23 protein-coding genes are annotated in these 23975 nt (G+C 69.4%); 17 read left to right on the top strand and 6 right to left on the bottom strand.

Annotated features, from left to right (window positions below; all coding sequences use genetic code 11):
• The first annotated feature begins 125 nt into the window (after window positions 1–125).
• The 11 genes from BV908_RS00635 (at window position 126) to BV908_RS00585 (ending at window position 11652) form a co-directional block, all read left to right on the top strand.
• Entirely contained in the window at window positions 126–1019 is an 894-nt protein-coding gene (locus BV908_RS00635; protein ID WP_103736893.1) for a MaoC family dehydratase, read from the top strand.
• A gap of 78 nt (window positions 1020–1097) precedes the next feature.
• A complete protein-coding gene (locus tag BV908_RS00630) occupies window positions 1098–1892 on the top strand; it encodes an enoyl-CoA hydratase/isomerase family protein (protein ID WP_103736892.1) in 795 nt (264 codons plus the stop codon).
• 171 nt (window positions 1893–2063) lie between these two features.
• Window positions 2064–3344, top strand: coding sequence for an acetyl-CoA hydrolase/transferase C-terminal domain-containing protein (locus BV908_RS00625; protein ID WP_103736891.1), 1281 nt, complete (start codon window positions 2064–2066; stop codon window positions 3342–3344).
• 66 nt (window positions 3345–3410) lie between these two features.
• Complete coding sequence (locus BV908_RS00620; RefSeq protein WP_103736890.1) at window positions 3411–4619, top strand: acetyl-CoA C-acetyltransferase; 1209 nt, start codon at window positions 3411–3413, stop codon at window positions 4617–4619.
• A gap of 259 nt (window positions 4620–4878) precedes the next feature.
• Window positions 4879–5853, top strand: coding sequence for a tripartite tricarboxylate transporter substrate binding protein (locus tag BV908_RS00615; RefSeq protein WP_103736889.1), 975 nt, complete (start codon window positions 4879–4881; stop codon window positions 5851–5853).
• Window position 5854: 1 nt separating this feature from the next.
• Window positions 5855–7369 (top strand): class I adenylate-forming enzyme family protein, encoded by a 1515-nt coding sequence (locus BV908_RS00610; protein ID WP_103736888.1) that lies wholly within the window; start codon window positions 5855–5857, stop codon window positions 7367–7369.
• Window positions 7370–7387: 18 nt separating this feature from the next.
• Window positions 7388–8365 carry a tripartite tricarboxylate transporter substrate binding protein gene (locus BV908_RS00605; protein WP_012655249.1) on the top strand — a complete coding sequence of 326 codons (978 nt, stop codon included), beginning with the start codon at window positions 7388–7390 and terminating at the stop codon, window positions 8363–8365.
• Between the two features lie 95 nt (window positions 8366–8460).
• Entirely contained in the window at window positions 8461–8844 is a 384-nt protein-coding gene (locus tag BV908_RS00600) for a Zn-ribbon domain-containing OB-fold protein (RefSeq protein ID WP_012655250.1), read from the top strand.
• Window positions 8841–10049 carry a thiolase gene (locus tag BV908_RS00595; RefSeq protein ID WP_047350168.1) on the top strand — a complete coding sequence of 403 codons (1209 nt, stop codon included), beginning with the start codon at window positions 8841–8843 and terminating at the stop codon, window positions 10047–10049. Before BV908_RS00600 ends, BV908_RS00595 begins: the two co-directional genes overlap by 4 nt.
• A gap of 26 nt (window positions 10050–10075) precedes the next feature.
• Window positions 10076–11233 carry an acyl-CoA dehydrogenase family protein gene (locus BV908_RS00590; protein ID WP_103736887.1) on the top strand — a complete coding sequence of 386 codons (1158 nt, stop codon included), beginning with the start codon at window positions 10076–10078 and terminating at the stop codon, window positions 11231–11233.
• The gene (locus BV908_RS00585) at window positions 11230–11652 is read left to right on the top strand and encodes a PaaI family thioesterase (protein WP_103736886.1); all 423 of its coding nucleotides are present in this window, start codon (window positions 11230–11232) and stop codon (window positions 11650–11652) included. The genes BV908_RS00590 and BV908_RS00585 overlap by 4 nt, the downstream gene beginning before the upstream one ends.
• A 94-nt stretch (window positions 11653–11746) precedes the next feature.
• Here BV908_RS00585 and BV908_RS00580 read toward each other — a convergent pair whose 3' ends face one another.
• The gene (locus BV908_RS00580; protein ID WP_041838923.1) at window positions 11747–12661 is read right to left on the bottom strand and encodes a LysR substrate-binding domain-containing protein; all 915 of its coding nucleotides are present in this window, start codon (window positions 12659–12661) and stop codon (window positions 11747–11749) included.
• Window positions 12662–12789: 128 nt separating this feature from the next.
• Between BV908_RS00580 and BV908_RS00575 the strand changes: the two genes are divergently transcribed.
• A complete protein-coding gene (locus BV908_RS00575; protein WP_103737046.1) occupies window positions 12790–14076 on the top strand; it encodes a CaiB/BaiF CoA-transferase family protein in 1287 nt (428 codons plus the stop codon).
• Between the two features lie 7 nt (window positions 14077–14083).
• Here the strand turns inward: BV908_RS00575 and BV908_RS00570 are convergent, their stop codons facing one another.
• From BV908_RS00570 to BV908_RS00555, 4 genes are all read right to left on the bottom strand, one after another.
• The gene (locus tag BV908_RS00570) at window positions 14084–15082 is read right to left on the bottom strand and encodes a porin (protein WP_103736885.1); all 999 of its coding nucleotides are present in this window, start codon (window positions 15080–15082) and stop codon (window positions 14084–14086) included.
• 352 nt (window positions 15083–15434) lie between these two features.
• Window positions 15435–16739, bottom strand: coding sequence for a Glu/Leu/Phe/Val dehydrogenase (locus BV908_RS00565; protein ID WP_103736884.1), 1305 nt, complete (start codon window positions 16737–16739; stop codon window positions 15435–15437).
• A 180-nt stretch (window positions 16740–16919) separates the two neighbouring features.
• The gene (locus BV908_RS00560; protein WP_103736883.1) at window positions 16920–17837 is read right to left on the bottom strand and encodes a PPK2 family polyphosphate kinase; all 918 of its coding nucleotides are present in this window, start codon (window positions 17835–17837) and stop codon (window positions 16920–16922) included.
• A 29-nt stretch (window positions 17838–17866) separates the two neighbouring features.
• Complete coding sequence (locus tag BV908_RS00555) at window positions 17867–18790, bottom strand: LysR family transcriptional regulator (protein WP_103736882.1); 924 nt, start codon at window positions 18788–18790, stop codon at window positions 17867–17869.
• Window positions 18791–18861: 71 nt separating this feature from the next.
• Between BV908_RS00555 and BV908_RS00550 the strand changes: the two genes are divergently transcribed.
• Complete coding sequence (locus BV908_RS00550; RefSeq protein ID WP_103736881.1) at window positions 18862–19350, top strand: PACE efflux transporter; 489 nt, start codon at window positions 18862–18864, stop codon at window positions 19348–19350.
• Between the two features lie 44 nt (window positions 19351–19394).
• On the opposite strand, the gene cynR is transcribed toward BV908_RS00550, so the two are convergent.
• A complete protein-coding gene (cynR, locus tag BV908_RS00545; RefSeq protein ID WP_012655261.1) occupies window positions 19395–20321 on the bottom strand; it encodes a transcriptional regulator CynR in 927 nt (308 codons plus the stop codon).
• 149 nt (window positions 20322–20470) lie between these two features.
• On the opposite strand from cynR, the gene BV908_RS00540 reads away from it, so the two are divergent.
• The 4 genes from BV908_RS00540 to BV908_RS00525 are packed head-to-tail and all read left to right on the top strand — an operon-like array spanning window position 20471 to window position 23961.
• The gene (locus tag BV908_RS00540) at window positions 20471–21673 is read left to right on the top strand and encodes a muconate cycloisomerase family protein (protein ID WP_103736880.1); all 1203 of its coding nucleotides are present in this window, start codon (window positions 20471–20473) and stop codon (window positions 21671–21673) included.
• A 27-nt stretch (window positions 21674–21700) separates the two neighbouring features.
• On the top strand, window positions 21701–21997 hold the full coding sequence (catC, locus tag BV908_RS00535; RefSeq protein ID WP_103736879.1) for a muconolactone Delta-isomerase: 297 nt from the start codon (window positions 21701–21703) through the stop codon (window positions 21995–21997).
• Window positions 21998–22042: 45 nt separating this feature from the next.
• Entirely contained in the window at window positions 22043–22966 is a 924-nt protein-coding gene (locus tag BV908_RS00530; RefSeq protein WP_103736878.1) for a dioxygenase, read from the top strand.
• A gap of 26 nt (window positions 22967–22992) precedes the next feature.
• Complete coding sequence (locus tag BV908_RS00525; protein WP_103736877.1) at window positions 22993–23961, top strand: tripartite tricarboxylate transporter substrate binding protein; 969 nt, start codon at window positions 22993–22995, stop codon at window positions 23959–23961.
• Window positions 23962–23975 lie beyond the last annotated feature (14 nt).

Genomic DNA, 23975 nt, shown 5'->3' with positions numbered 1-23975 from the left:
GGAAGGGGGACGCAGCCCTCGCTGCGGGGCGGTGCGGCCGGCCCAGGCCCTTGCTCGGCTGCCCTGGGCTGGGGCGCGCCAGTTTCAAGCGATGCAGGTGACGCGCAGCGTCATGGAGGAACGAAATGGCTATTGACTACCAACACTTGAAAAGCCGGGTTTTCCCGCCGGTGCACCAGCACTACACCGAGCGCGACACCATGCTTTACGCGCTCAGCCTCGGGCTGGGCAACGATCCGCTGAACGCCAGCGCGCTGCCCTTCGTCTACGAGGGGCTGGAAGGCGGCCTGCGCGCCCTGCCGTCGCAGGCCGTGGTGCTGGGCTACCCGGGCTTCTGGGCGCGCGAGCCGGACACGGGCATCGACTGGGTCAAGCTCCTGCATGGCGAGCAGCGCATGCGCCTGCACCGCCCGCTGCCCGCGAGCTGCGAGGTCGTGGGCCACAACCGCATCACGCACCTGACCGACAAGGGCGAGGGCAAGGGCGCCATCATGGTGACCGAGCGGCGCCTGGAAACCGCCGCCGGCGAGCTGCTGGCCACCGTGCAGCAGGTGACCTTTCTTCGCGGGGATGGCGGCTACAGCCAGCAGGGCGGCGGCCAGCCCAGCGACGCACCGCTGCCCGCGCTGCAGCCCACGCCGCAGGACCGCGCGCCCGACTTCACCGACACCCAGCCCACCCGCCCCGAGGCGGCGCTGCTCTACCGCCTGATGGGCGACTACAACCCGCTGCACGCCGACCCGGCCGTGGCCGCCCAGGCCGGCTTCGAGCGCCCCATCCTGCACGGGCTGGCCAGTTACGGCCTGGTGGCGCACGCGCTGCTGCGCCAGTGCTGCGGCGGCGATCCCGCGCGCCTCAAGGCGCTGGACATCCGCTTTGCCGCCCCGGTGTACCCAGGCGAGACGTTGGTGACCGAGATCTGGCGCGTGCCCGGCCAGCCGGCGCAGGTGCAGCTGCGCGCCCGTGTGCTCGAACGCGACAAGGTGGTGCTGAGCCACGGCTTCGCCGAACTGGCGTGAGCTATCAAAAAGTGAGCTGCCGGCGCTTCATAGGTAAGCGCTGGAGCTCGTTCTGAATCAAAAACCCTGGAGCACGCCATGAGTGCATCCCCCGTGTTGACCTCCGTGCAGGACGGCATCGGCACCATCACCCTGAACCGCCCCGAGGCACGCAACGCGCTCAACCAGGCCATGCGCCCGGCCCTGGCCGCCGCCATCGCGCAGATGCGCGACGACGCGCAGGTGCACGCGGTCATCCTCACCGGCGCGGGCGGCGCGTTCTGCTCGGGCGGCGACATCTCTGCCATGCTGGACACCAGCCGCACCGGCCTGGCCTTTCGCAAGGGCATGCGCGAGCTGCACCAGTGGTTCCCTGAACTCGTGAACCTGGAGAAGCCCGTGATCGCCGCGGTGGACGGCCCGGCCTTCGGCGCGGGCCTGAGCCTGGCGCTGGCAGCCGACTTCGTGCTGGCCACGCGCCGCGCCAAGTTCTGCGCGGTGTTCGGCCGCATTGGCCTGATCCCCGACCTGGGCGCGATGCACCTGCTGCCGCGCATCGTGGGCCAGCAAAAGGCCAAGGAGCTGGTCTTCACCGCGCGCACCGTCGATGCCGAAGAAGCCCAGCAACTGGGCATGGTGTTCGACATTGTGGACGACGCCGCGGCGCTGACCGAGGCCGCGCGGGCGCTGGCGCGGCGTTTTGGCGAGGCCTCCACCGCCGCCATCGGCATGGCCAAGACCATCATGAACCAGTCCTTCGAGAGCGACGCGCGCACCATCGCCGAGCTGGAGTCCTATGCGCAATCTGTGTGCCGTGGCTCCGACTACCACCAGGACGCGGTGCGACGCTTCAAGGACAAGCAGCCGTTGCGCTTCGACTGGGACAGGAAATGACTCCCCCCTGTGTCGCCTGCGGCGCCATCCCCCCAGGGGGACGACGCCAGTGGCCGGGCAAAGCCCGCTCCACGGCGTCCGCTGGCATGGCCTGCTCCGCGGCCATCGGACCGGTGCCGGCGCGCCAGTTTCATGGGTTGCGGGTGGCGCGCTGCGCCATGGATGCCTGATATGAGCGCATTGGCCGAACGCTTGCAAGCACTGATCCGCCCCGGCGACACGCTGTGGTGGGGCCAGGCCACGGCCGAGCCGCTGACGCTCACGCGCGCCGTGGTGCAGCAGCGCCACGCGCTGGCGCAGGGCGGGCGGCTGCGCGTGTTCGTGGGCATCGGCGCGTCGGACACGCTGCAGCCCGGGCAGGCCGACGCCATCGACTTCTTCGGCTATGCCGCAGGCGGGCCGCATCGCGCCCTGGCCCAGGCCGGCGTGCTGGACATCCTGCCCAGCCACTATTCCCATCTGCCGGGTCTGATCCGGGCGGGGGTGCTGCCGGTCGACGTGGTGCTGCTGCAGGTGTCGCCGCCCGATACGCAGGGCCGCTACAGCCTGGGGCTGGTGCAGGAATACCTGCCCGCCGCCATCGAGCGCGCGCGCGTGGTGATCGCCGAGGTGCACCCCGACGTGCCCTGGACCCACGGCGGCCTGCACCTGCAGGCCAGCGACTTCGCGCTGCTCATCGACGCCGAGCACCCGCCGCTGGACCAGAGCCGCAGCGCGCCCGGCCCGGTGGAGCAGGCCATCGCACGGCATGTGGCGGGGTGGGTGGAAGACGGCGCCACGCTGCAGCTGGGCATCGGCAACCTGCCCGAGGCCGTGCTGGCCGCGTTGCACGGCCACCGCGACCTGGGCCTGCACAGCGGCGCGGTAGGCGACGGCATTGCCGCTCTGGCCGAAGCCGGCGTGCTCACCAACGCCAGGAAGAGCCTGGACACCGGCGTGGGTATCGGCGGCATCCTCATGGGCGGCGAGAAGCTGCGCCGCTGGGCGCACCGCAACCCACAGATCGAGCTGCGCGGCACCGACTACACGCACGACCCCGGGGTGCTTGCCGCCAGCCACAAGCTCACCGCCATCAACGCGGCCATCGAGGTAGACCTCACGGGCCAGATCAACGCCGAGGTGGCTGCCGGCTGCTACGTGGGCGCCGTGGGCGGCGCGGTGGACTTCCTGCGCGGCGCGGCCCGCAGCAAAGGCGGCCTGCCCATCGTGGCGCTGCCCGCCACCGCCAAGGGCAAGACGCGCATCGTGGCGCAGCTCTCGGGCCCGGTGAGCACGCCGCGCAGCGACGCGGGCCTGATCGTCACCGAGCATGGCGTGGCCGACCTGCGCGGCCAGACGCTGTCGCGCCGCGTGCGCCGGCTGATCGACATTGCCGCCCCCGAACACCGCGCCGACCTGGAGCGCCAGGCCCACGACACGCTGCGCCGCTGTGGCGCGGTATTTCAAATTTGATAGCTATTAGCGCATGTCAGATAAGCGCTAGCGGCCATTTTCATTCATATTTCAAGGAGCAACACCATGCGCAGAGCCGCCATCGTCACCCCCGTCCGCACCCCCGTCGGCACCTTTGGCGGCAGCCTGCGGCCCGTGCCCGTCGAGGAGCTGGCCGCCACCACCGTGCGTGCCGTGGTTGAGAGAAGCGGCATCGACCCCGCACGCATCGACGACGTGGTGATGGCCCAGTCGTACGCCAACAGCGAGGTGCCCTGCGTGGGCCGCTGGGCCGCGCTGCAGGCAGGGCTGCCGGTATCGGTGCCGGGCATGCAGCTGGACCGGCGCTGCGGCGGCGGCCTGCAGGCCATCGTCACCGCGTCGATGATGGTGCAGAGCGGCGCCGCCGACGTGGTCATCGCCGGCGGCGTGGAGAGCATGAGCAACATCGAGTACTACAGCACCGACATGCGCTGGGGCGCGCGCTCGGGCAACGTGCGCTTCTACGACCGCCTGGACCGCGGCCGCGAGCGCTCGCAGCCGGTGGAGCGCTTCGGCAAGATCAGCGGAATGATCGAGACGGCGGAGAACCTGGCGCGCGACTATGGCATCACCCGTGAGGAGGCCGATGCCTTCGCGCTGCGCAGCCACCAGCGCGCGGCGGCCGCCTGGGAGGCGGGCCGCTTTGCCGACGAAATCGTTCCCGTGCAGGTGCCGCAGCGCAAGGGCGAGCCGGTCACGTTTGCCCGCGATGAGGGCTTTCGCGCCGACGTCACGCCCGAGAGCCTGGCCAAGCTGCGCGTGCTGATGCCGAACGGCACCGTGACCGCCGGCAATGCCAGCCAGCAAAACGATGCCAGCGCCGCCTGCCTGATCGTGGCTGAGGACAAGCTGGCAGAGCTGGGCCTCACGCCCATGGCCACGCTGGTGGGCTGGGCGGCCGCGGGCTGCGAGCCCTCGCACATGGGCATCGGCCCGGTGCCGGCCGTGAAGAAGCTGCTCGCGCGGCTGAACCTGCGCATCGACGACATGGATCTGGTGGAGCTCAATGAGGCCTTCGCCTGCCAGGTGCTGGCCGTGCTCAAGGGCTGGGAATGGCAGGACCAGGATGCCATCGCGCACAAGCTCAACGTCAACGGCTCGGGCATCTCGCTGGGCCACCCCATCGGCGCCACGGGCGTGCGCATCCTGGCCACGCTGCTGCACGAGCTGCAGCGCCGCAAGGGCCGCTACGGCCTGGAGACCATGTGCATCGGCGGCGGCCAGGGCATCGCCGCGGTGTTCGAGCGCGTCTGACGCGCGGCGCTTGCACTGAGCGGCGGATCTGCGCCGCCGCAGACCGCCGCGTGTGACTGCGTGGCCTGGCGCCTTGCACGGCTGCGGCGCAAGGCGCGCGCCAGCGTGCGCGTTGTTGGCCTGGCCCTAAGGACACCTCAACCCCGGCTTTGGCAAAAGCAGATTCCCAGCGTGCGCACCGGGCCGCACCATTGCTGCCAACGCGCTGGCCCTCCGCCCCAGCGGTGCCCGCGTTACCTACAACATCAGGAGACACACCATGCCCGCTTCCCGTCGTCTCGCCACGGCCGCCCTGGCCCTGGCGCCTTTCGCCTTCGCTCTGCCTGCCGCCGCGCAGGACGGCCAGCCCGTGCGCCTCATCGTGGGCTATGCCGCGGGCGGCCCCGTGGACCAGGGGGCGCGCCTGTTCGCACCGGCGCTGTCCAAGGAACTGGGCATGCCGGTCATGGTGGAGAACAAGACCGGCGCCAACGCCACCATTGCCGGCAGCGAGGTCGTGCGCTCCAAGCCCGATGGCATGACGCTGTGGTTTGCCGCCAGCCCCACCATCACCATCAGCCCCAATGTGATGACCAAGATGCCGTTCGACCCGGCCAAGGACCTGACGCCCGTGGCGCCCATCCTGAGCTACTACAACGTGCTGGTGGTGAACAACAACGAGCCCTACAAGAGCGTGCGCGAGTTGGTGGCCACCGCCAAGTCCAATCCGGGCAAGCTGGCCTACGGCTCGGCCGGTGTGGGCGGATCCAACCATCTGGGCGCGCTGCTGTTCGCCAAGCGCAGCGGCATCGAGATGAACCACATCCCCTACAAGGGCAACGCCCCGGCGATGACGGACGTGATCGGCGGCCAGCTCAACATGATGCTGGACATCATCAGCACCGCCAGCGCCTACATCCACAGCGGCAAGGTGCGCGCCGTTGCCGTCACCTCGCCGCAGCGCAATGCCTCGCTGCCGGACGTGCCCACGTTCGCCGAGTCGGGCATCGACGGCCTCAAGGGCTTCGACGTGGGTGGTTGGTACGGCGTCTATGGTCCCAAGGGCATGTCGCCCGAGCTGGTGGCCAAGCTCAACAAGGCCGTCAATGCCGCGTTGCAGCAACCCGATCTGAAGAAGCGGTACAAGGAACTGGGCTACGACGAGTGGACCGGCGCGCCGCAGAAGCTGGCCGAGCGCGGCGCCCAGGAGCGCGCCATGTGGGCCACGGTGACCCAGGGCATCACCGTGGATTGAGATGGCAGAGCGCATCCATCACCTGCTGGACCGCTGGCTGGCCGAGGCGCCCGCGCGGCCCTTCATTCATCTGCCGGACGGCCGCAGCCTGAGTTTTGCCGACCTGGGCGCGCTCACCGACACGGCCGAGGCCGAACTGCGGGCCCTGGATGTGCGCCCTGGCGACCGCGTGCTGGTGGTGGCCGAGAACTGCCCCGAGCATGCTGCGCTGATCCTGGCCTGCAGCCGCGTGGGCGCCTGGTCCTGCGGCGTGAACGCACGCATGGCACCGGCCGAGATCGACGCCTTCGTCGACAAGGCCGATGCGCGCGTGGTGTTCTTCACGGCTGCGGCATCGCGCAGCGCCGCCGCGCATGCCCAGCGCTTCGCGGCGGTCGATTCCGCGCTGCCGGGCATGCAGCACGGCGCAGGTCTCCAGGACGCGCAGCCCGAGGCAGGTGCGCTGCGCGATACGGTCGCCTCGCTGATCTTCACCTCGGGCACCACGGGCCAGCCCAAGGGCGTGATGCTCACGCACGATGCGCTGATCCACTTCGCGCGCGTGTCGGGGGCATCCCGTGCGCTGGGTCCGCAGGACCGCAGCTACGCCTTTGTGCCCATGACCCACATCTTCGGTCTGGGCACGGTGCTGATCAGCTCGCTGCTGGCCGGTGCGCAGCTCGTGATGCGTCCGCAGTTCGATCCCGACGACCTGCTGGATGCGCTGGCCCACCATGGCGTGTCGCAGCTGCAGGGGCCGCCCGCGCTGTTCTCGCGCCTGCTGGCGCACTTGCAGGAGCGCGGCATCCAGCGGCCCGAGGCGCCAGCGCTACGCTACCTCTACACCGGGGCGGGCCCGCTGGACCTGGCGCTGAAGCAGCGCGTGGAGGCCGCCTTCGGCCAGGCGCTGCACCACGGCTACGGCCTGTCGGAATACGCAGGCTCGGTGCACCTCACGCGCCTGGGCGAGCAGCGGCCCGACACCAGTGCCGGCTACGCCGTGGCCGAGGCCGAGGTGCGCGTGACCGACCCGGCCACCGGCGAGCCGCTGCCGCTGGGCGAGCGCGGTGAGCTGTGGATCCGCGGCCGGGGGCTGATGCCCGGGTACTTTCGCGACCCCAAGGCCACGGCCGCGGTGATGCGCGAAGGTGGCTGGTACGCCAGCGGCGACCTGGGCGAGATGCATGCCGACGGCGCGCTGTTCGTCGTGGGGCGTCTGAAGGAAATGATCATCCGCTCGGGCTTCAACGTCTACCCCGCCGAGGTGGAAACCGCGCTCAACACCCACCCCAGCGTGCAGCGCTCGGCCGTGGTGGGCCGCACGGTGGAGGACGGCAACGAGGAGATCGTGGCCTTTGTGGAGTTGCGCCCCGGCGCCGCGCTGGATGCCGATGCCATGCAGTCCCATTTGCGCGAACTGCTCGCGCCCTACAAGCGCCCGTCCCACATCGTCGCCCTGAGCGAACTGCCCACCAATACCAATGGCAAGGTGCTCAAGCGCACCCTGAAAGACCAGGCCTTGGGCCTGACCACCTGAACGATAGGAGACACACCAATGCATTCCACCACCTCCCGCCGCAGCTTCATCGCCGGCAGCCTGCTTGCCGCCGCGCATCCGCTGGCGGCGCTCGCGGCCGACCCCTGGCCCAGCAAGCCCGTGCGCTTCATCGTGCCGTTCCCGCCCGGCGGCCCGGTGGACACCACCGCCCGCGTCTTCAGCCACAGGCTGTCCGAGATCTGGAAGACGCCCACCGTCATCGACAACCGCGCCGGCGCGGGCGGCGTGGTGGGCGCCACGGCCGCCGCCAAGGAGGCACCCGACGGTTACGGCCTCTTCGTGGGTGCCATCCACCACTCGGTCAACCCCTCGTTGATGGGCAAGCTGCCCTACGACATCGAGAAGGACTTCGCGCCCATCAGCTTCGCGGCCATGTTCCCCGTGTTCATCGTGGCGCACCCCTCGGTGCCGGCCAACACCATCCAGGAGCTGATCGCGCTGGCCAAGAAGGGCACGCCGCTGGCCTATGGCTCGTCGGGCAACGGGGGCGGCACGCACCTGGCGGGCGAGCTGTTCAACATGGAGGCGGGGACCAAGCTGCAGCACATTCCCTACAAGGGCAGCGCACCCGCGATGAACGACCTGCTGGGCGGCCAGGTGCAGCTCATGTTCAGCGACGCACCCACGGCGCTGCAGCACATCAAGAGCGGCCGCGTGAAGGTGCTGGGCGTGGCCAGCCGCCAGCGCTCGGCCATGCTGCCCGACGTGCCCACGGGCGTGGAATCGGGCCTGCCCGGCTATGAGGCGTATTCGTGGGCCGCGCTGTTCGCGCCCGCCAAGACGCCCCAGGCCGTGCTGGACAAGATCAACGCCGACTTCAACACCGCGATGAAAGACCCCGCCGTGCGCCAGCGCCTGCTGGACGCCGGCGCCGAGGCCGATCCCGGCACGCAGGAGCAGATGCGCCAGCGCCTGCGCGGCGAGCTGGACAAGTGGGCCAAGGTGATCAAGACGGCGGGGATCACGCCGGGTTGATGCCGCGGCGAAGACGCCCTTTCAGATTGTCGAATTGAAGTGATGCGGTGGCCGGGGCATGCTGTGCCTCGTCCTCCGAAGACTCGAAGAATCCCATGCACCTGAGCGCACAGACCCACTACCAGGCCGAGCTGGATGCCGGCCGCTTTTGCCTGCAGCACTGTCCGCAGTGCAAGAACCACGTATTCACGCCGCGCGAGCTGTGCCCGCATTGCGGCGCCAGCCCGCTGCGCTGGGTGCGCGCCAGCGGCCTGGGCACCGTGTATTCCGCCACCACCATCGCACGCAAGGCGGACGCGGGGGGCAACTACAACGTCGCGCTGATCGATCTGGATGAAGGCGTGCGCATGATGAGCCGCGTGGAGGGCGTGGCGCCCGAAGACGTGCGCATCGGCCAGCGGGTGCAGGCCCGCGTGGCGCAGAAGGACGGGCGCGGCCTGGTGCTGTTCCAGCCCGCAGCGCAAGGGGGTGCCGCATGAGCCGCGTTCCGCAATCCCCCCTGGACGCCGCCGCCGTGAACCGGCCGCTGCGCGGCCGCGCAGCCATCGTCGGCGCCGCCACCTACGGCTGCGGCGAGGCGCCCGGCATGGACGACATGACGCTGCTGGTGCGCGCGGCGCACGCGGCCGTGGCCGACGCGGGCCTGACCATGCAGGACATCGACGGCCTGGCCACCTGCAGTGTGAACGCCAGCATGTGGACCATGCCGGTGATCGAACACCTCGGCATCAACCCGACCTATGTGGACGGCACGATGATCGGTGGCTCCAGCTTCATCGCCCACCTGCTGCCCGCCATCCGCGCGCTGGAGGCCGGGCAGTGCAAGGCCGTGCTGGTGTGCTACGGCAGCGCGCAGCGCTCGGCCACCTTCGGGCGCAAGGAAAGCGTGGCCGCACGCCGCTTCCTGGACCCGCAGCCGTACGAATTCCCGTATGAGCCGGTGCTGCCCGTGTCCGCCTATGCGCTGGCCGCCGCGCGCCACATGCACGAATTCGGCACCACGCGCGAACAACTGGCCGAGGTGGCCGTGGCCGCACGCGCCTGGGCGCAGCAGAACCCCGAGGCGTTCATGCGCGACCCGCTCACCATCGAGGATGTGCTGGCGGCCCGGCCGATCGCCAGCCCGCTCACCGTGCGCGACTGCTGCCTGGTGACGGACGGTGGCGGCGCCCTGGTACTCACCCGCGCCGAGCGTGCGCGCGACCTGCCCAACCCGCCCGTCTATGTGCTGGGCAATGCCACGGCCATCTGGAACCGCCAGATCTCCTGCATGCCCGACCTGACGACCACCGCGGCAGCGCAGTCGGGCGCCCAGGCCTTCGCGATGGCGGGTTTGCAGGCCAAAGACATGGACATGGCCCAGGTGTACGACGCTTTCACCATCAACACCCTCCTGTTCCTGGAAGACCTGGGCTTCTGTGCCAAGGGCGAGGGCGGCGCCTTCGTGCAGAACGGCGGCATCGCGCCCGGCGGGCGCCTGGCCGTGAACACCAACGGCGGCGGCCTGTCGTGCGTGCACCCGGGCATGTACGGCATCTTTGCGCTGATCGAGGCCGTGCGCCAGCTGCGTGGCGAGGCCGGCGCGCGCCAGCTATCGCGTCATGACACCGCCGTGGTGCATGGCAACGGCGGCACGCTGTCCAGCCAGTCCACCGCCGTGCTCGGCACCGCCGACACCCTCTGAACCCGCATACCGAAGAAAGAACCCTCATGATCCGCGACCCAGACATCCTGGAAGCCCTGCTCGACAGCGTGCGCCGCTTTGTGCGAGAACGCCTGGTGCCGGCCGAGAACGAAGTGGCCGAGACCGATGAAATCCCCGAGTCCATCGTGCAGGAGATGCGCGAGCTGGGCCTGTTCGGCATGACCATTCCCGAGAAGTTCGGCGGCCTGGAGCTGACGATGGAGGAGGAGTGCCGCGTATTGTTCGAGCTGTGCCAGACGGCGCCGGCCTTCCGCTCGGTCATCGGCACCACCGTGGGCATCGGCTCGCAGGGCATCCTGATGGATGGCACGCCCGAGCAGCAGGCCCAGTGGCTGCCCAAGCTGGCCACCGGCGAGGTCATCGCCTCGTTCGCGCTGACCGAACCCGACGCGGGATCGGACGCCGCATCGCTGCGCACCACGGCCATCAAGGACGGCGACCACTACATCGTCAACGGCACCAAGCGCTACATCACCAATGCGCCGCACGCCGGCATGTTCACGCTCATGGCACGCACCAACCCGGCCGACAAGGGCGCGGGCGGCGTGTCCTCGTTCATCGTGGACGCCAAGACGCCCGGCATCAGCTTTGGCAAGTACGACAAAAAGATGGGCCAGCGCGGCGCCCACACCTGCGACGTGATCTTCGACAACGTCAAGGTGCCGGCGGCCAACCTCATCGGCCTGCAGGAGGGCCGCGGCTTCAAGACCGCCATGAAGGTGCTGGAAAAGGGCCGCATCCACATCGCCGCGGTGGCGGTGGGCGTGGCCCAGCGCATCCTGCGCGACGCCCTCGCATATGCCCTGGAGCGCAAGCAGTTCGGCCAGCCCATCTGCGACTTCCAGCTGGTGCAGGCCATGCTGGCCGACAGCCAGGCCGAGCTGTACGCCGCCGAATGCATGACCATTGACGCCGCGCGCCGCCGCGACGACGGGCACAACGTCTCCACCGAGGCCTCGTGCGCCAAGATGTTTGCCACCGAGATGTGCGGCCGCGTGGCCGACCGCGCGGTGCAGATCCTGGGCGGCGCAGGCTACATGGCCGAGTACGGCATCGAGCGCTTTTACCGCGACGTGCGCCTGTTCCGCCTGTACGAGGGCACGACGCAGATCCAGCAGATCATCATCGCGCGCAACATGGTGCGCGAGGCGCGCGCCGCATGAGCGGGGTGCCGCCGCTGGTGGACCGCAGCGCCTTCATGCGCCTGATCGGCGCCGCGCAGGTGCCGGCGCCGCCGGGCAAGGTGCAGGTGCGCCTGCCGCACCTGCGCGAGGAACTGCTCAACCAGTTACCCGCTGCGCATGGCGGCGTGGTCATGGCGCTGCTGGATTCCGTGATGTCGCGCGCCGCGGGCGAGCTGCCCGAGGCGCCCTCGCAGACCGCGGTGACGGTGGAGATGAGCAGCCGCTTTCACCGCCCGGGGCGCGGCGCGCTGCTGGCCGAAGGCTGGGTGGTGCATGCCACGCGCAGCCTGTGCAGTTGCGCGGGCCAGCTGCTGGACGAGGACGGCCGGCTCGTGGCCACCGCACACGGCACCTTCAAGTATTGGCTGGCGCCGACCACGCTTGATTCAAAAAAGTGAGCTGCTAGCGCTTGTCTAGCAAGGGCTAGAGGCCAATTTCACTCAAAGATCGCGCGGGCCGCTGCCGCTGCCGCTGCCGCAGCGGCTGCGGCGGTCACTCCAGCTGCAGCCGCCCCTGCGCATCGGCCACCAGCAGGTCCACCAGTTCCTGCGCAAAGCTGGGCAGGGCCTCCATGCTGCGCACGCAGATCTGCATCTCGCGCACCGACCAGGCGTCCGACAGCGGCACGATGGCGATGTCCATGGCCTGCGCATGGCGGCTGGCGGCGGACTCGGGCAGCACGCCCACGCCCACGCCGGCCTCGATCATGCGGCAGGCCGTCTCGAAGTTGCCGACCTGGATGCGCAGCTTGATCGGGCGGTGCAGCTGGTCGCTGGCGTGGCGCAGGAAGGCATGGATGGCGCTGGATTCGTGCAGCCCCACGTAGTCCAGCTCCAGCGTGTCGGCAAAGTCGATCTGCATCTCGCCGTCGAGGGCATGGCCCTTGGGGACCACCAACACCAGCCGGTCGCGGCGGTAGGGCAGGGTCTCCAGGTTCTCGGTACGCACCAGGCCGGCAACGATGCCGATGTCGGTCTGCCCCTCGGTCACGGCGCGCACGATGTCGTGCGACAGGCGCTCGCGCAGGTCGATGTTCACGTCGGGGTTGCGGCGCAGGAAGTGCCGCAGCACCGGCGGCAGGAATTCGCCCAGAGAGGTGGTGTTGGCGAACACGCGCACATGGCCCTTGATGCCGCGCACGTATTCCTGCATGTCGCCGCGCAGGTGTTCGATCTGCCCGAGCACCATGCGCGCGTGGGACACGAAGGCCTGGCCCGGCGGTGTGAGCGTCACGCCCTGGCTGGTGCGGTACAGCAGCTTGGTGCCGATGCTTTCTTCCAGGTTCTTGATGCGCGTGCTGGCCGCCGGCAGGGAGATGAAGGAGAGTTCCGCGCCGCGCGTCATGCTGTTGGCGTCGGCGATGTGCACCATCAGGCGCAGATCCACAAGATCGAAATGCATGGCCATGGCCGGCATTGTAGAAAGCGCTGGATACCCTGGCGGCCCTGCGTGAACGCCAGCTTTCACAAATGCAAAGCCGCGGCGCCGGGGCGGGCCGTACCATGCGCCTTCCGCTCGGCAACCACCGCCTGTCCATGACCACCCCTGATTCTTCCTCTTCCCCAGGCGCAGGCCGCGCCGGCGCGCTCGGCCATCTGCGCGTGCTCGACCTTTCACGCGTGCTGGCCGGCCCGTGGTGCACCCAGAACCTGGCCGACATGGGCGCCGACGTGATCAAGATCGAGAAGCCCGGCGATGGCGACGACACGCGCCACTGGGGCCCGCCGTTCTTTCCCGATGCCGACGGCCAGCCGAGCGAACACGCCTGCTACTTCGCCGCCTGCAACCGCAACAAGCGCTCCGTCACCGTGGACATGGCCACGCCCGAGGGGCAGCGGCTGATCCGCGAGCTGGCCCAGCAAAGCGATGTGGTGGTGGAGAACTTCAAGACCGGCGGCCTCAAGCGCTACGGGCTGGACTACGAAAGCCTGTCGGCCCTGAACCCGCGCCTGATCTACTGCTCGGTCACCGGCTTCGGCCACACCGGGCCGTATGCGCCGCGGGCCGGCTACGACCTGCTGATCCAGGCCATGAGCGGCCTGATGAGCATCACCGGCCATGCCGATGGCGAGCCTGGCGGCGGCCCGATGCGCGTGGGCGTGGCCGTGATCGACCTGTTCACCGGCATGTATGCCACCACCGCCATCCTGGGCGCGCTGGAGGCGCGCCACCGCACGGGACGCGGCCAGCACATCGACATGGCGTTGCTGGACGTGGCCATGGCGGTGCTGGCCAACCAGGGTGCGGGCTTCCTCAACGCCGGCAACATTCCGAAGCGCCAGGGCAACACCCACCCCAGCGTCGTGCCCTACCAGGACTTTCCCACGCAGGACGGCAACATGCTGCTGGCCATCGGCAACGACGGGCAGTTCGCGCGCTTTTGCGAAGCGGCGGGTACCGACTGGGCCGGCGACGAACGCTTTGCCACCAACGCCGGCCGGGTGACCCACCGTGAGACGCTGATCCCCCTGATGGCCGCCCTCACGCGCACGCGGCCCACGGCCGCCTGGATCGCGCTGTTGGAGGACAAGGCCGTGCCCTGCGGCCCGATCAACCACGTCGGCCAGGCGTTCGACGATGCGCAGGTGCGCGCACGCGGACTGCGCGTGGAGCAGGAGCGCTACCCTGGCGGCCAGCCACCGGCCGGCGAGGTGGTCAACCGCGTGGTGACCACCGCCAGCCCGCTGCGCTTGTCCGACACGCCCGTCACCCTGCGCTATGCCCCGCCCGCACTGGGTCAGCACACCGACGAGGTGCTGCGCGAGCGGCTGGGGCTGGATGCCGCGCAGCTGCAGGCGCTGCGCGCGCAGCGCGTGCTCTGAGGCAGCGTCAGAAGGCGTGGGCCACGCCCACGCCGAACGCCGTGCGCGAGGGGTTGTGTTCGTAGCGCTGGTGCCCCAGGCTCGCGTAGAGCATGGTGCGCATGGACAGGTGGTACTCCGCCCCCAGTGACGCCATGTGGTGGGTCACCCCGTCGTTCAGCCGCTGGCGGCCATAGCTGGCGCGCAGCGTGGTGACACCCAGGGCGTAGCTGCCGCCCACCGACACCATGCGCGACGTATCGGGGCTGCTCCCCGCGCGGTTGTGGTCGTAGGCCATCATCAGCGTGGCGGCGCCCAGGCGGTAGAGGCCGCCCAGGAACAGGTCCTTGTCACCGCTGCCGTTGCGCTCGTAGCCCACCATGGCGGCCACCGGGCCCTGGTCGTAGTTCAGTGCCACCGAGCCGCCGCGCCCGTCGCGGCCGGGTGCCTGGGTGCGCTCGGTCGAGGCGCTGGCATTGAACGAGAAGCCGTCCCAGGTGGGCGAGTCGTAGTAGATGCCGTTGGTCATGCGCCCGTACTCCGCGGCCCCGTTGTTGCTGGCGCGGTCGGTGGGCGTGTAGTAGTGGGCCATGTGCCAGGCGGTGGAGGCAATGCGGTTGAAGTTGGAGAAGGCGTCGAACTTCCATTCCTGGCTCCACATCGCGCTGAGGGCGCGGCCCAGGCGCAGCCGGCCCCAGCCGCCCTGCAGGCCCACGGTGGATTCGTCATGCCAGAAGGGCTTGCTGCCCGCCCCTTCGGATTGCCCCGTGTCCAGCTCGAAGCGTGTGCTCAGGCGGAAGTTGGCCTTGAGGCCACCGCCCAGGTCTTCCGTGCCGGCCACCGCCAGATGGCTGCGCTGGATCGTCCCCAGCTTGCGGGTCTTGTCGTAGTCACGAAAGACGCCGGTGTCCAGATAGCCGCTGATGGTCACTTGCGACTGCGCGGCGGCCGGCAGGGCGAGGGCGGCGAGGGCGGCGAGGGCGGCGAGGGCGGAAAAACTGAGAGGCAGGCATTGGGACATGCGCATCCAGGGGAGACTCCTTGTGTGATGAAACGCCCTGCCGCTCCCTCGCGGGGAAGGCATGGGCGTGGCGCTGCCGCAGGCAGCAGGGAGAGCGATGAAACTGGCCATCGTAGGAATGGCCAGCGCGATGACGCGCCCGGCAGACGGTTCGGGATTGCAGGTGGCCACAGGGACTGCGGCCCGCCCGAACAAAAGGGCGCATACAGGCCGCCAAGGGCAGTCTGCACGGCCGATTATAAAAATGGGGTGCGCGCGCGCCATCCGCGATGTCCCGTATGCGCGTGCGCCGGGGCCGGGAAGGGCAGGCAAAGAAAAAGGCGGCCCGCAGGCCGCCTTGCGCACGGAGCGGGCCGTTTCAGGGGTACAGGCCGCGCATCTCGCGCGCATGCAGGATGCGCTTGCAGGCCACGATGAAGGTCGCCGTGCGCAGCGTGACCTTGTTCTCCTGCGCCACCTGCCACACGCCCGCGAAGGCCTCTTTCATGATGCGCACCAGGCGGGCGTTGATCTCGTCCTCGGTCCAGAAGAAGCTGGAGAAGTCCTGCACCCACTCGAAGTAGCTGACCGTCACGCCGCCGGCGTTGGAGATCACGTCGGGCAGCACCAGTACGCCCTTGTCGTTGAGGATGTCGTCGGCCTCGGGGGTGGTGGGGCCGTTGGCGCCCTCAATCACCATCTTGGCCTGGATCCGTCCCGCGTTGTCCTTGGTGATCTGGCTCTCCAGCGCTGCGGGGATCAGGATGTCGCAGGCCACGCCCCAGAAGGCGTCGTTGGCCATGGGCTCGGCGCCGGCGAATCCGCACACGCCGCCGGTTTGCTGCACGTGCGCCAGCAGCGCCGGCACGTCCAGACCCTTGTCGTTGTGGATGCTGCCGGTGTGGTCCTGCACCGCCACCACCTTGGCGCCGGCCTCGGCAAACAGCTTGCCGGCCGTGCCACCCACGTTGCCAAAGCCCTGCACGGCCACGCGCGCACCCTCGATGCCCATGCCGGTCAGGCGCGCGGCCTCCACGCCCACGGTGAACACGCCGCGGCCCGTGGCCTCCACGCGGCCCAGCGAGCCACCCAGGTCCACGGGCTTGCCCGTGACCACGCCGGTGGCGGTGGTGCCCACGTTCATGGAATAGGTGTCCATCATCCAGGCCATGACCTGGGCGTTGGTGTTCACGTCGGGGGCGGGAATGTCCTTGGAGGGGCCGATGATGATGCCGATCTCGCTGGTGTAGCGGCGCGTCAGGCGCTCCAGCTCGGCCTTCGACAGGGTCTTGGGGTCGACGCGGATGCCGCCCTTGGCGCCACCGTAGGGCACGTTCACGGCCGCGTTCTTGATGCTCATCCAGGCCGACAGGGCCATGACTTCGGACAGGGTCACGTCCTGATGAAAGCGCACGCCGCCCTTGCCCGGGCCTCGGCTGACGTTGTGCTGCACGCGGTAGCCCTCGAAGTGGGCGATGGTGCCGTTGTCCAGCTCAATGGGCACATCCACGATCAGCGCACGCTTGGGGCGCTTCAGCGTCTCCACCCAGCGCGCCAGGCTGCCCAGGTAAGGGGTGACGCGGTCGATTTGCTGCAGATACACCCCCCAGGGGCCGAGGTGGTTGGGGTCCAGATAGGACGGCAGCGCGTGGGTGGGAAGGGGTGGGTTGGGGGTGTTGGACATGCGGAATTCCTTGGGGAATGTCTACCAAGCGAAGCACTTTATGCCTGTCGCCCAGGGCTGTCCAACGCCGCCATGTTTCCATCTAATGCATTCGATGCATAACCTTGCCATGCCCGCGTCTTGGTGAAATTTGCTCCTTTAAAAGGAGCTGTTGGCGCTTGTCATGCAGGCGCTAGAGCCCTATTTGACTGTAAAATTTTTCAGCGCGGGGTCGCCCGGTGGGTAGCGCAGTTCCAACCGCTGCAGCACGCCGCGCAGCACGCTGGCGATCATCAGATTGCGGTGCGTCTTGGAGTCGGCGGGCACGATGGTCCACGGCGCCCACGGGGTGTGCGTGGCGGGCAGGAAGGCCTCATAGGCGCGCTGGTAGGCGTCCCACTGCTCGCGCACCTGGATGTCGCCCATGTCGAACTTCCAGTGTTTGGTGGGGTCGTCCAGGCGCTCCTGCAGGCGCTGGCGCTGCTCGTCCTTGCTGATGTGCAGCATGAACTTCATGACCACCGTGCCCGTTTCGGCCAGCAGCCGCTCGAAGTCGTTGATGTGCGCATAGCGCTGGCGCTGCTGCTCGGGCGTGATCCATCCGTTCACCACGGGCACCAGCACGTCCTCGTAATGGCTGCGGTTGAACACGGTGAGTTCGCCCGCGCCCGGCACCTGGCGGTGGATGCGCCACAGGTAGTCGTGCGCGCGCTCCAGCTCGGTGGGCGCCTTCCAGCCCACGGCATGCACGCCCAGGGCGCTCATGCGGCCGAACACGCCGCGCACGGTGCCGTCCTTGCCGGCGGTGTCCATGCCCTGCAGCACCACCAGCAGCTTGTAGCGGCGGTCGGCGTACAGCAGGTCCTGCAGCGCGTCCAGCTCCAGCGCCAGCTCCTCCACGCGGGCCTTGTCCAGTGCCTTGTCGCCGCAGGAAAAAGGCTTGGCGCCAGGGTCGTAGTCCTTCAGGTGCAGCGCGCCGTTGTCCTTGTCGGCGTGCTTGTCGTTCTTGTCGTTCTTGCCGTTGCCGCCGTTCGGGGCGAAGTCCTTGGGCTGCCACTGGCGCCATTGCTTGGCCAGCGCGTCGTCGGCGATGTCAAAGGGTGGCAGGTAGGTGGGCATGAACGCTCCTCAAGATGGTCAGTGCCTGGCTATTGTGGCGCCGGGCTGCTGCCGGGGCGCTGGCGCGCCATCAACTCTACGAAGCGGCGTGCGCCCAGGCCCAGCGGGCGCTCGCGCGACCAGACCACGTCCACCCACAACTGGGCGCCGTTGCTCAGGTTCTCCAGGGGCAGTTCCACCAGCGTGCCGGCGGCGATGCGCGGCGCCACCAACGCGCGCGGCTGCCAGCCCCAGCCCAGGCCGGCCTCGATCAAGCCCAGCGCGGCCAAGTGGCTGTCGGTGCGCCAATGGTGGCGCGCATAGACGAAGCGCGCATCGGTCTGCCCCAGGTCGCGCCCGGCCACGACGATCTGGCGCGTGCCGGCCAGGTGTTCCTCGCGCAGGCCTGCAGGGCCCGCACCCGCCGCGCGCGGCGCCAGCAGCGGATGTTGCGGCGCGATGACGGCCACCAGGGTTTCGCTGCCCACCTCCTGGAAGTCTTCCCGCCCGTCCAGGCTGGGGCGCTCGAACACCAGCGCGAGCTGGGCGCGCCCGGCATGCAGCAGGGCCAGCGCATCGGCCTGGGGCGCGGCCAGCACCTCCACTTGCAGCAGCGGGTAGTCCTGCGCCAGCGTGGCCAGCGGGCCGTGCCAACGCGCGGCCAGCAGCTCGGGTGCAATGGCCAGGGTCAGGCGTTCCTCCAGCCCCTGGGTCAGCGCCAGCGCCTGGGTGTTGAGCTGCTGCAGCTGCGCCGCCAGCGCGCGTGCCTGCGGCTCCAGCGCACGCGCGGCCGCCGTGGCGCGCGGCTCGCGGCCGCTGCGGTCGAAGAGGGGCATGTCCAGCTCGGCTTCCAGCTGGGCGATGGCCATGCTCACGGCCGAGGGCACGCGCGACAGCGCCCGCGCCGCGGCGGAGAACGAGCCGCGGTCCAGCACGGCCAGGAACACGAGGACGTTGTCGGAGGTGAAGGCCATGCGCCAATCTATCAATATTTCTGAAAGAAGATGACTTTTTTCTTCAGATTTCACTCCCTATACTGCGCCGCATGAGTGCAACATCACATGCTGTCGGCCTGCAGGGGCCGAAGCGCCGGGTGGTTTTTGTCACCCTTTACGAAATCATCGCGATCATCGTCTCCAGCCTGCTCTTCATGGCCATTGGCCAGGGCGCGGGCGCTTCGGGGGTGATGGCCGTCGTCGCGTCCGCTCTGGCCATCGCCTGGAACGTGACCTTCAACGCCTTGTTCGAGCGCTGGGAGGCGCGCCAGCGCGTCAAGGGCCGCTCCGTACTGCGGCGCGTGGTGCACGCCGTGGGCTTCGAGGGCGGTCTGGCGTTGGTCCTCATCCCGCTGATGGCCTGGTGGTTCGGCGTGAGCCTGTGGCAGGCCACGGTGATGGAGGCCGGCCTGCTGCTGTTCTTCCTTGTCTACACCTACGCCTTCAATTGGGCGTTCGACCGCGTCTTCGGCCTGCCGGCATCGGCCCAGGCCGTGCCTGCTGCCGCGCCAGCCGGGGTCGTGGTAGGCGCTCCTTAGTTCATAGCTGCTCACGATTGACTGGTAAGCGCTAGAGCCATTTTTTACTCTTGCTGTGCAACACCGCCCTGCAGGGAAGGCGGAGCAGCGGTGCGTGCGATGGCGGGCCGCAATAGCGCCACGAACTCGCGCGCCGCGGCGCTGCGCGAGGCGCCGCGGCGCCACAGCAGCCCGGCGCGCCGCACGGTGCGCGGCTCGGTGAGCACGGCGGCGCGCATGTCGGGGCCCGCGTGCAGGGCCGCATGCTCGGCGGCGATGGTGGCCAGCGGCCCGCTGCGGCAGGCCTGCAGCAGCGCATCCACCGACTCCATCTCCACGCGCACCAGCGGCGTTACGCCCGCCTGGGCGAAGGCCGCGTCGATCAGCCGGCGCGTGGCAAAACTGGCCGGCAGCAGCGCCAGCGGCACGCCCGCCAGCTCGGCCAGCCGCAGGCGCTGCCTGCGCGCCAGCGGGTGGCCCTGGTGCACCACCAGGTGCATGCGTTCTTCGAACAGCGGCTCGGCTTCGATCTCCTCGCGGCTGGCCGGATGGAAGGCGATCCCCAGGTCCAGCCGACCGGCGATCAGCAGTTCCTCGATCTGGCCGCTGCGCAGGTCGCGCACGGTGAGCTGTACGCCCGGGTAGCGTGCGCTGAAGGCGGCCACCGCGTCGGGCACGAAGCGCGTGAGGAAGGTGGGGATCACGCCCACTTGGAGCGTGCCGGTCTGCAGCGCGCTCATGTCGGCCACGGCCTGCCGCCCGGCTTCCAGCTCCTGCAGCGCGCGCGCTGCGTGGTCGCGAAAGGCGTGGCCCGCCTGGGACAGGCGCAGCCCGCGCCCCAGGCGGTCAAAGAGCGGCACGCCCAGCTCGGCCTCCAGCTGGCGCAGGCCGTGCGAGAGCGTGGACTGCGTGACGAACAGCGCATCCGCCGAGCGGGTGAGGTGCTCGGTCTCGGCCACGCTCAAGAAGTACCGCAACTGGCGCAGTTCCATGGGTGCAATCCGTTCTAAGGGTTAACCCTAAAACCTGTGACTGTTCGATGGCGTCGAACGAAAACTGCAATATATCTCATTGGATTCGCCCCGAGGGCAGCGCTAAGGTCATGGCCCGTAACGCTTTTTTCCGCCACGGCCCGCTTTCCATGACGACTTCTCCCTCCGCTTCCGTGCTGCGCATCGAACGCATCCAGGCACGCATCCTGGACATCCCCACGATCCGCCCGCACAAGCTCTCATTCGGCGCCATCCAGCGCCAGAGCCCCGTGATCGTGCAGCTGTGGCTGAGCGATGGCGCCAGCGGCTTCGGCGAGGCCGCGACCATCGGCGGCCCCTCGTGGAACGAGGAATCGCCCGAGAGCATCCGGCATGCCATCGACAGCTACCTCGCGCCTGCCGTGATCGGCCAGGACGCGGGCCGCTTCGAGCAGTTGCTGCAGCGCATGGACCTGGCCTGCAAGGGCAACCGCTTTGCCAAGAGCGCCGTGGAGCAGGCCGCCATCGACGCCGTGGCGCGCAGCCTGGGCCTGCCCGTGTGGCAACTGCTGGGCGGCAAGCAGCGCGAGAGCCTGCCCCTGGCGTGGACGCTGGCCAGCGGCGACTCCGCCAAGGACATCGAGGAGGCCGAGAAGATGCTGGCCGCGCGCCGCCACCGCATCTTCAAGCTGAAGATCGGCGCGCGCGCGCCGCAGGACGACGTGGCGCACGTGGCACGCATCGCCCGCGCGCTGGACGGCCGCGCCAGCATGACGGTGGACGTGAACCAGGCCTGGGACGGCGCCGCCGCGCGCCGCTACCTGCCCGAGATGATCGACGCCGGTGTGGGCCTGATCGAGCAGCCCGTGGCCCAGTGGAACGAGGAGGCGCTGCGCCAGCTCACCGCCACGCTGCCCCACACCGCGCTGGTGATGGCCGACGAGACCGTCTGCACGCCGCAGGACGCGATGCGCCTGGCGCGCCATAACGCCTGCCACGTGTTCTCGCTCAAGATCGCCAAGCACGGCGGCCTGCTGCGCACGCGCGCCGTGGCCGACGTGGCGCGCGCCGCCGACATCGGCTGGTACGGCGGCACGATGCTGGAGACCTCCGTCGGCAGCGCCGCCTCGGCCCATGTGTTTGCCACGCTGGGCGGCACGCACCACAACTGCGAGCTGTTCGGCCCGCAGCTGCTGGTGGACGACATCGTGGAGCAGCAGATGGTCCTTTCCGACTTCGCGCTGCAGTTGCCCGACGGGCCGGGCTTCGGCCTCACCGTGGTGCCCGATCGGCTCGACCGCTTCGACCGTGCACGCCAGGGCCTCACGCCCGTGCACGTGGACCTGGGCCGCGCCAGCGCGCAGCCCGCCTGAACCCTTTTTTTGCCAGGAGAAACCCAGATGCTGTTCCTCGTTCGCATGGATGTGGAGATTCCCCACGACCTGCCCGCCGCGCAGGCCGACGAAATCAAGGCCCGCGAGAAGAAGTACTCGCAAGACCTGCAGCGTGACGGCCGCTGGCGCCACATCTGGCGCGTGGTGGGCGAGTACGCCAACTACAGCGTGTTCGACGTGCAGTCCAACGACGAGCTGCACCAGCTGCTGTCGCAGCTGCCGCTGTTCCCCTACATGGACATCCACGTGACGCCGCTGGCCAACCATCCGTCGGCCATCGTGCAGGAAGGCGCCGCCGACTGACGCGCGGCCCCCTTTACCCCACATTCCATCCCACAGGAGAGAGACATGGCCGAATACACCGCCCAGCAGTTGCTGGACATCGTCAACACCGTGCACGTGGCCGAGGGCAATGCCCGCGTGCGCCAGATCACGCAGCGCATCGTCACGGACCTGTTCCGCACCATCGAAGACCTGGACGTGACGCCCGACGAGTTCTGGGCCGGCGTGAGCTGGCTCACGCGCCTGGGCGCCAGCGGCCAGACGGGCCTGATCACCGCCGGCCTGGGCTTTGACCGCTTGATCGACATCCGCATGGACGAGGCCGACGAGCGCGCCCAGCGCGCCGCGGGCACGCCGCGCGCCATCGAGGGCCCGTTGTTCGTGGCCGGCGCGCCGCTGTCCGAGCGCGAGGTGCGCCTGGACGAGGGCGAGGAGCCGCCGCGCGGCGAGGTGGTGGTGATGGAAGGCCGCGTGCTCGACACCGACGGCCAGCCCGTGGCCGGCGCGCTGGTGGACGTGTGGCACGCCAACGAGCTGGGCCGCTACTCGCACTTCGACCCCGACCAGGCGCCCTACCACCTGCGCCGCAAGATCCGCACGGGGGCGGACGGCAGCTATCGCTTTCGCAGCTTCATCCCGCCGGGCTACGCCATCCCGCCGGGCAGCCCCACGGCCGAACTGTTCGACGCCCTGGGCCGCCATGGCAACCGCCCCGCGCACATCCACTTCCTGGTGGTGGCAGACGGCCTGCGCACGCTGACCACGCAGGTCAACATTCCGGGCGACAGCTTCCTGGACGACGACTTCGCCTTCGCCACGCGCGACGGCCTGGTGGTCACGCTGGAGCCGGGCACGCCCGCCGCCGGCTATGAATCGCTGGGCATCAGCGCGCCGTTCACCCGCGTGCGCTTTGACTTCGTGCTGCAAAAGGCCCTGTCGGCCGACGAGCAGCGCCCCGAGGCACGCATGGACCGCGTGGCCGCCGCCTGACATCCTGGACCTGAGGTAGACACACCATGACTTTCTCCCGCCGCATTGCCCTGCTGGGCGCCTGCACCCTGGCCGCCGCCGGCCTGCTGCCCGCTGCCGCCATGGCGCAGCCCGACGCCAACTGGCCTTCCAAGCCCATCAAGTGGGTCGTGCCCTTCCCTCCGGGCGGCGCCATGGACGTGATTGCCCGCACGCTGGGCCAGCCCTTCGTGATCGAGAACCGCCCCGGCGCGGGCGGCAACATCGGCGCCGACGCCGTGGCCAAGTCACCGGCCGATGGCTACACCATCATGATCACGTCCATCGGCATGGCCACCAACAAGGCGCTGTACCCGCGCCTGAGCTACGACCCGGTGAAGGACTTCGCGCCCATCAGCCTGCTGGCCATCGTGCCCAACGTGCTGGTGGTGAACACCGCCAAGACGACCGACAAGTCCGTGGCCGACGTGATCGCCCATGCCAAGCGCGACCCCGGCAAGCTCACCTATGCCTCGGCCGGCAACGGCACCTCCATTCACCTGGCGGGCGAGGTGTTCGCCTCCATGGCCGGGTTGAACCTGCTGCACGTGCCCTACAAGGGCAGCGGCCCGGCCGTGACCGACATGCTGGGCGGCCAGGTGGACCTGATGTTCGACAGCATCACCTCGGCGCGCCCGCACATCCTGTCGGGCAAGCTGCGCGCGCTGGGCGTGACCAGCGCCAAGCGATCGGCCACGCTGCCGGGCGTCCCCACCATCGCCGAGGCCGGCGTGCCGGGCTACGAGGTCTCGCCCTGGTTTGCCGTGTTCGCGCCCGCGGGCACGCCGGCGGCCATCGTGAACAAGATCAACGCCGCGCTGATCGACGCCATGAAGCAGCCCGATACCGTGGCCAAGTTCGAGACCATCGGCGCCGAGCCCATCGGTACCACGCCGCAGCAGCTGGCCACGCACCTGGACAAGGAGCTGGCCCGCTGGGGCGCGCTGATCAAGGAGCGCAACATCCGCATGGATTGATAGCGGGTTGCTAT

This window comes from Diaphorobacter sp. LR2014-1 (assembly GCF_002916785.1).
Classification (GTDB): domain Bacteria; phylum Pseudomonadota; class Gammaproteobacteria; order Burkholderiales; family Burkholderiaceae_C; genus Diaphorobacter; species Diaphorobacter nitroreducens.
Note: the sequence above shows the minus strand (reverse complement) of the source record. Positions and strands in the feature narration are given on the sequence as shown.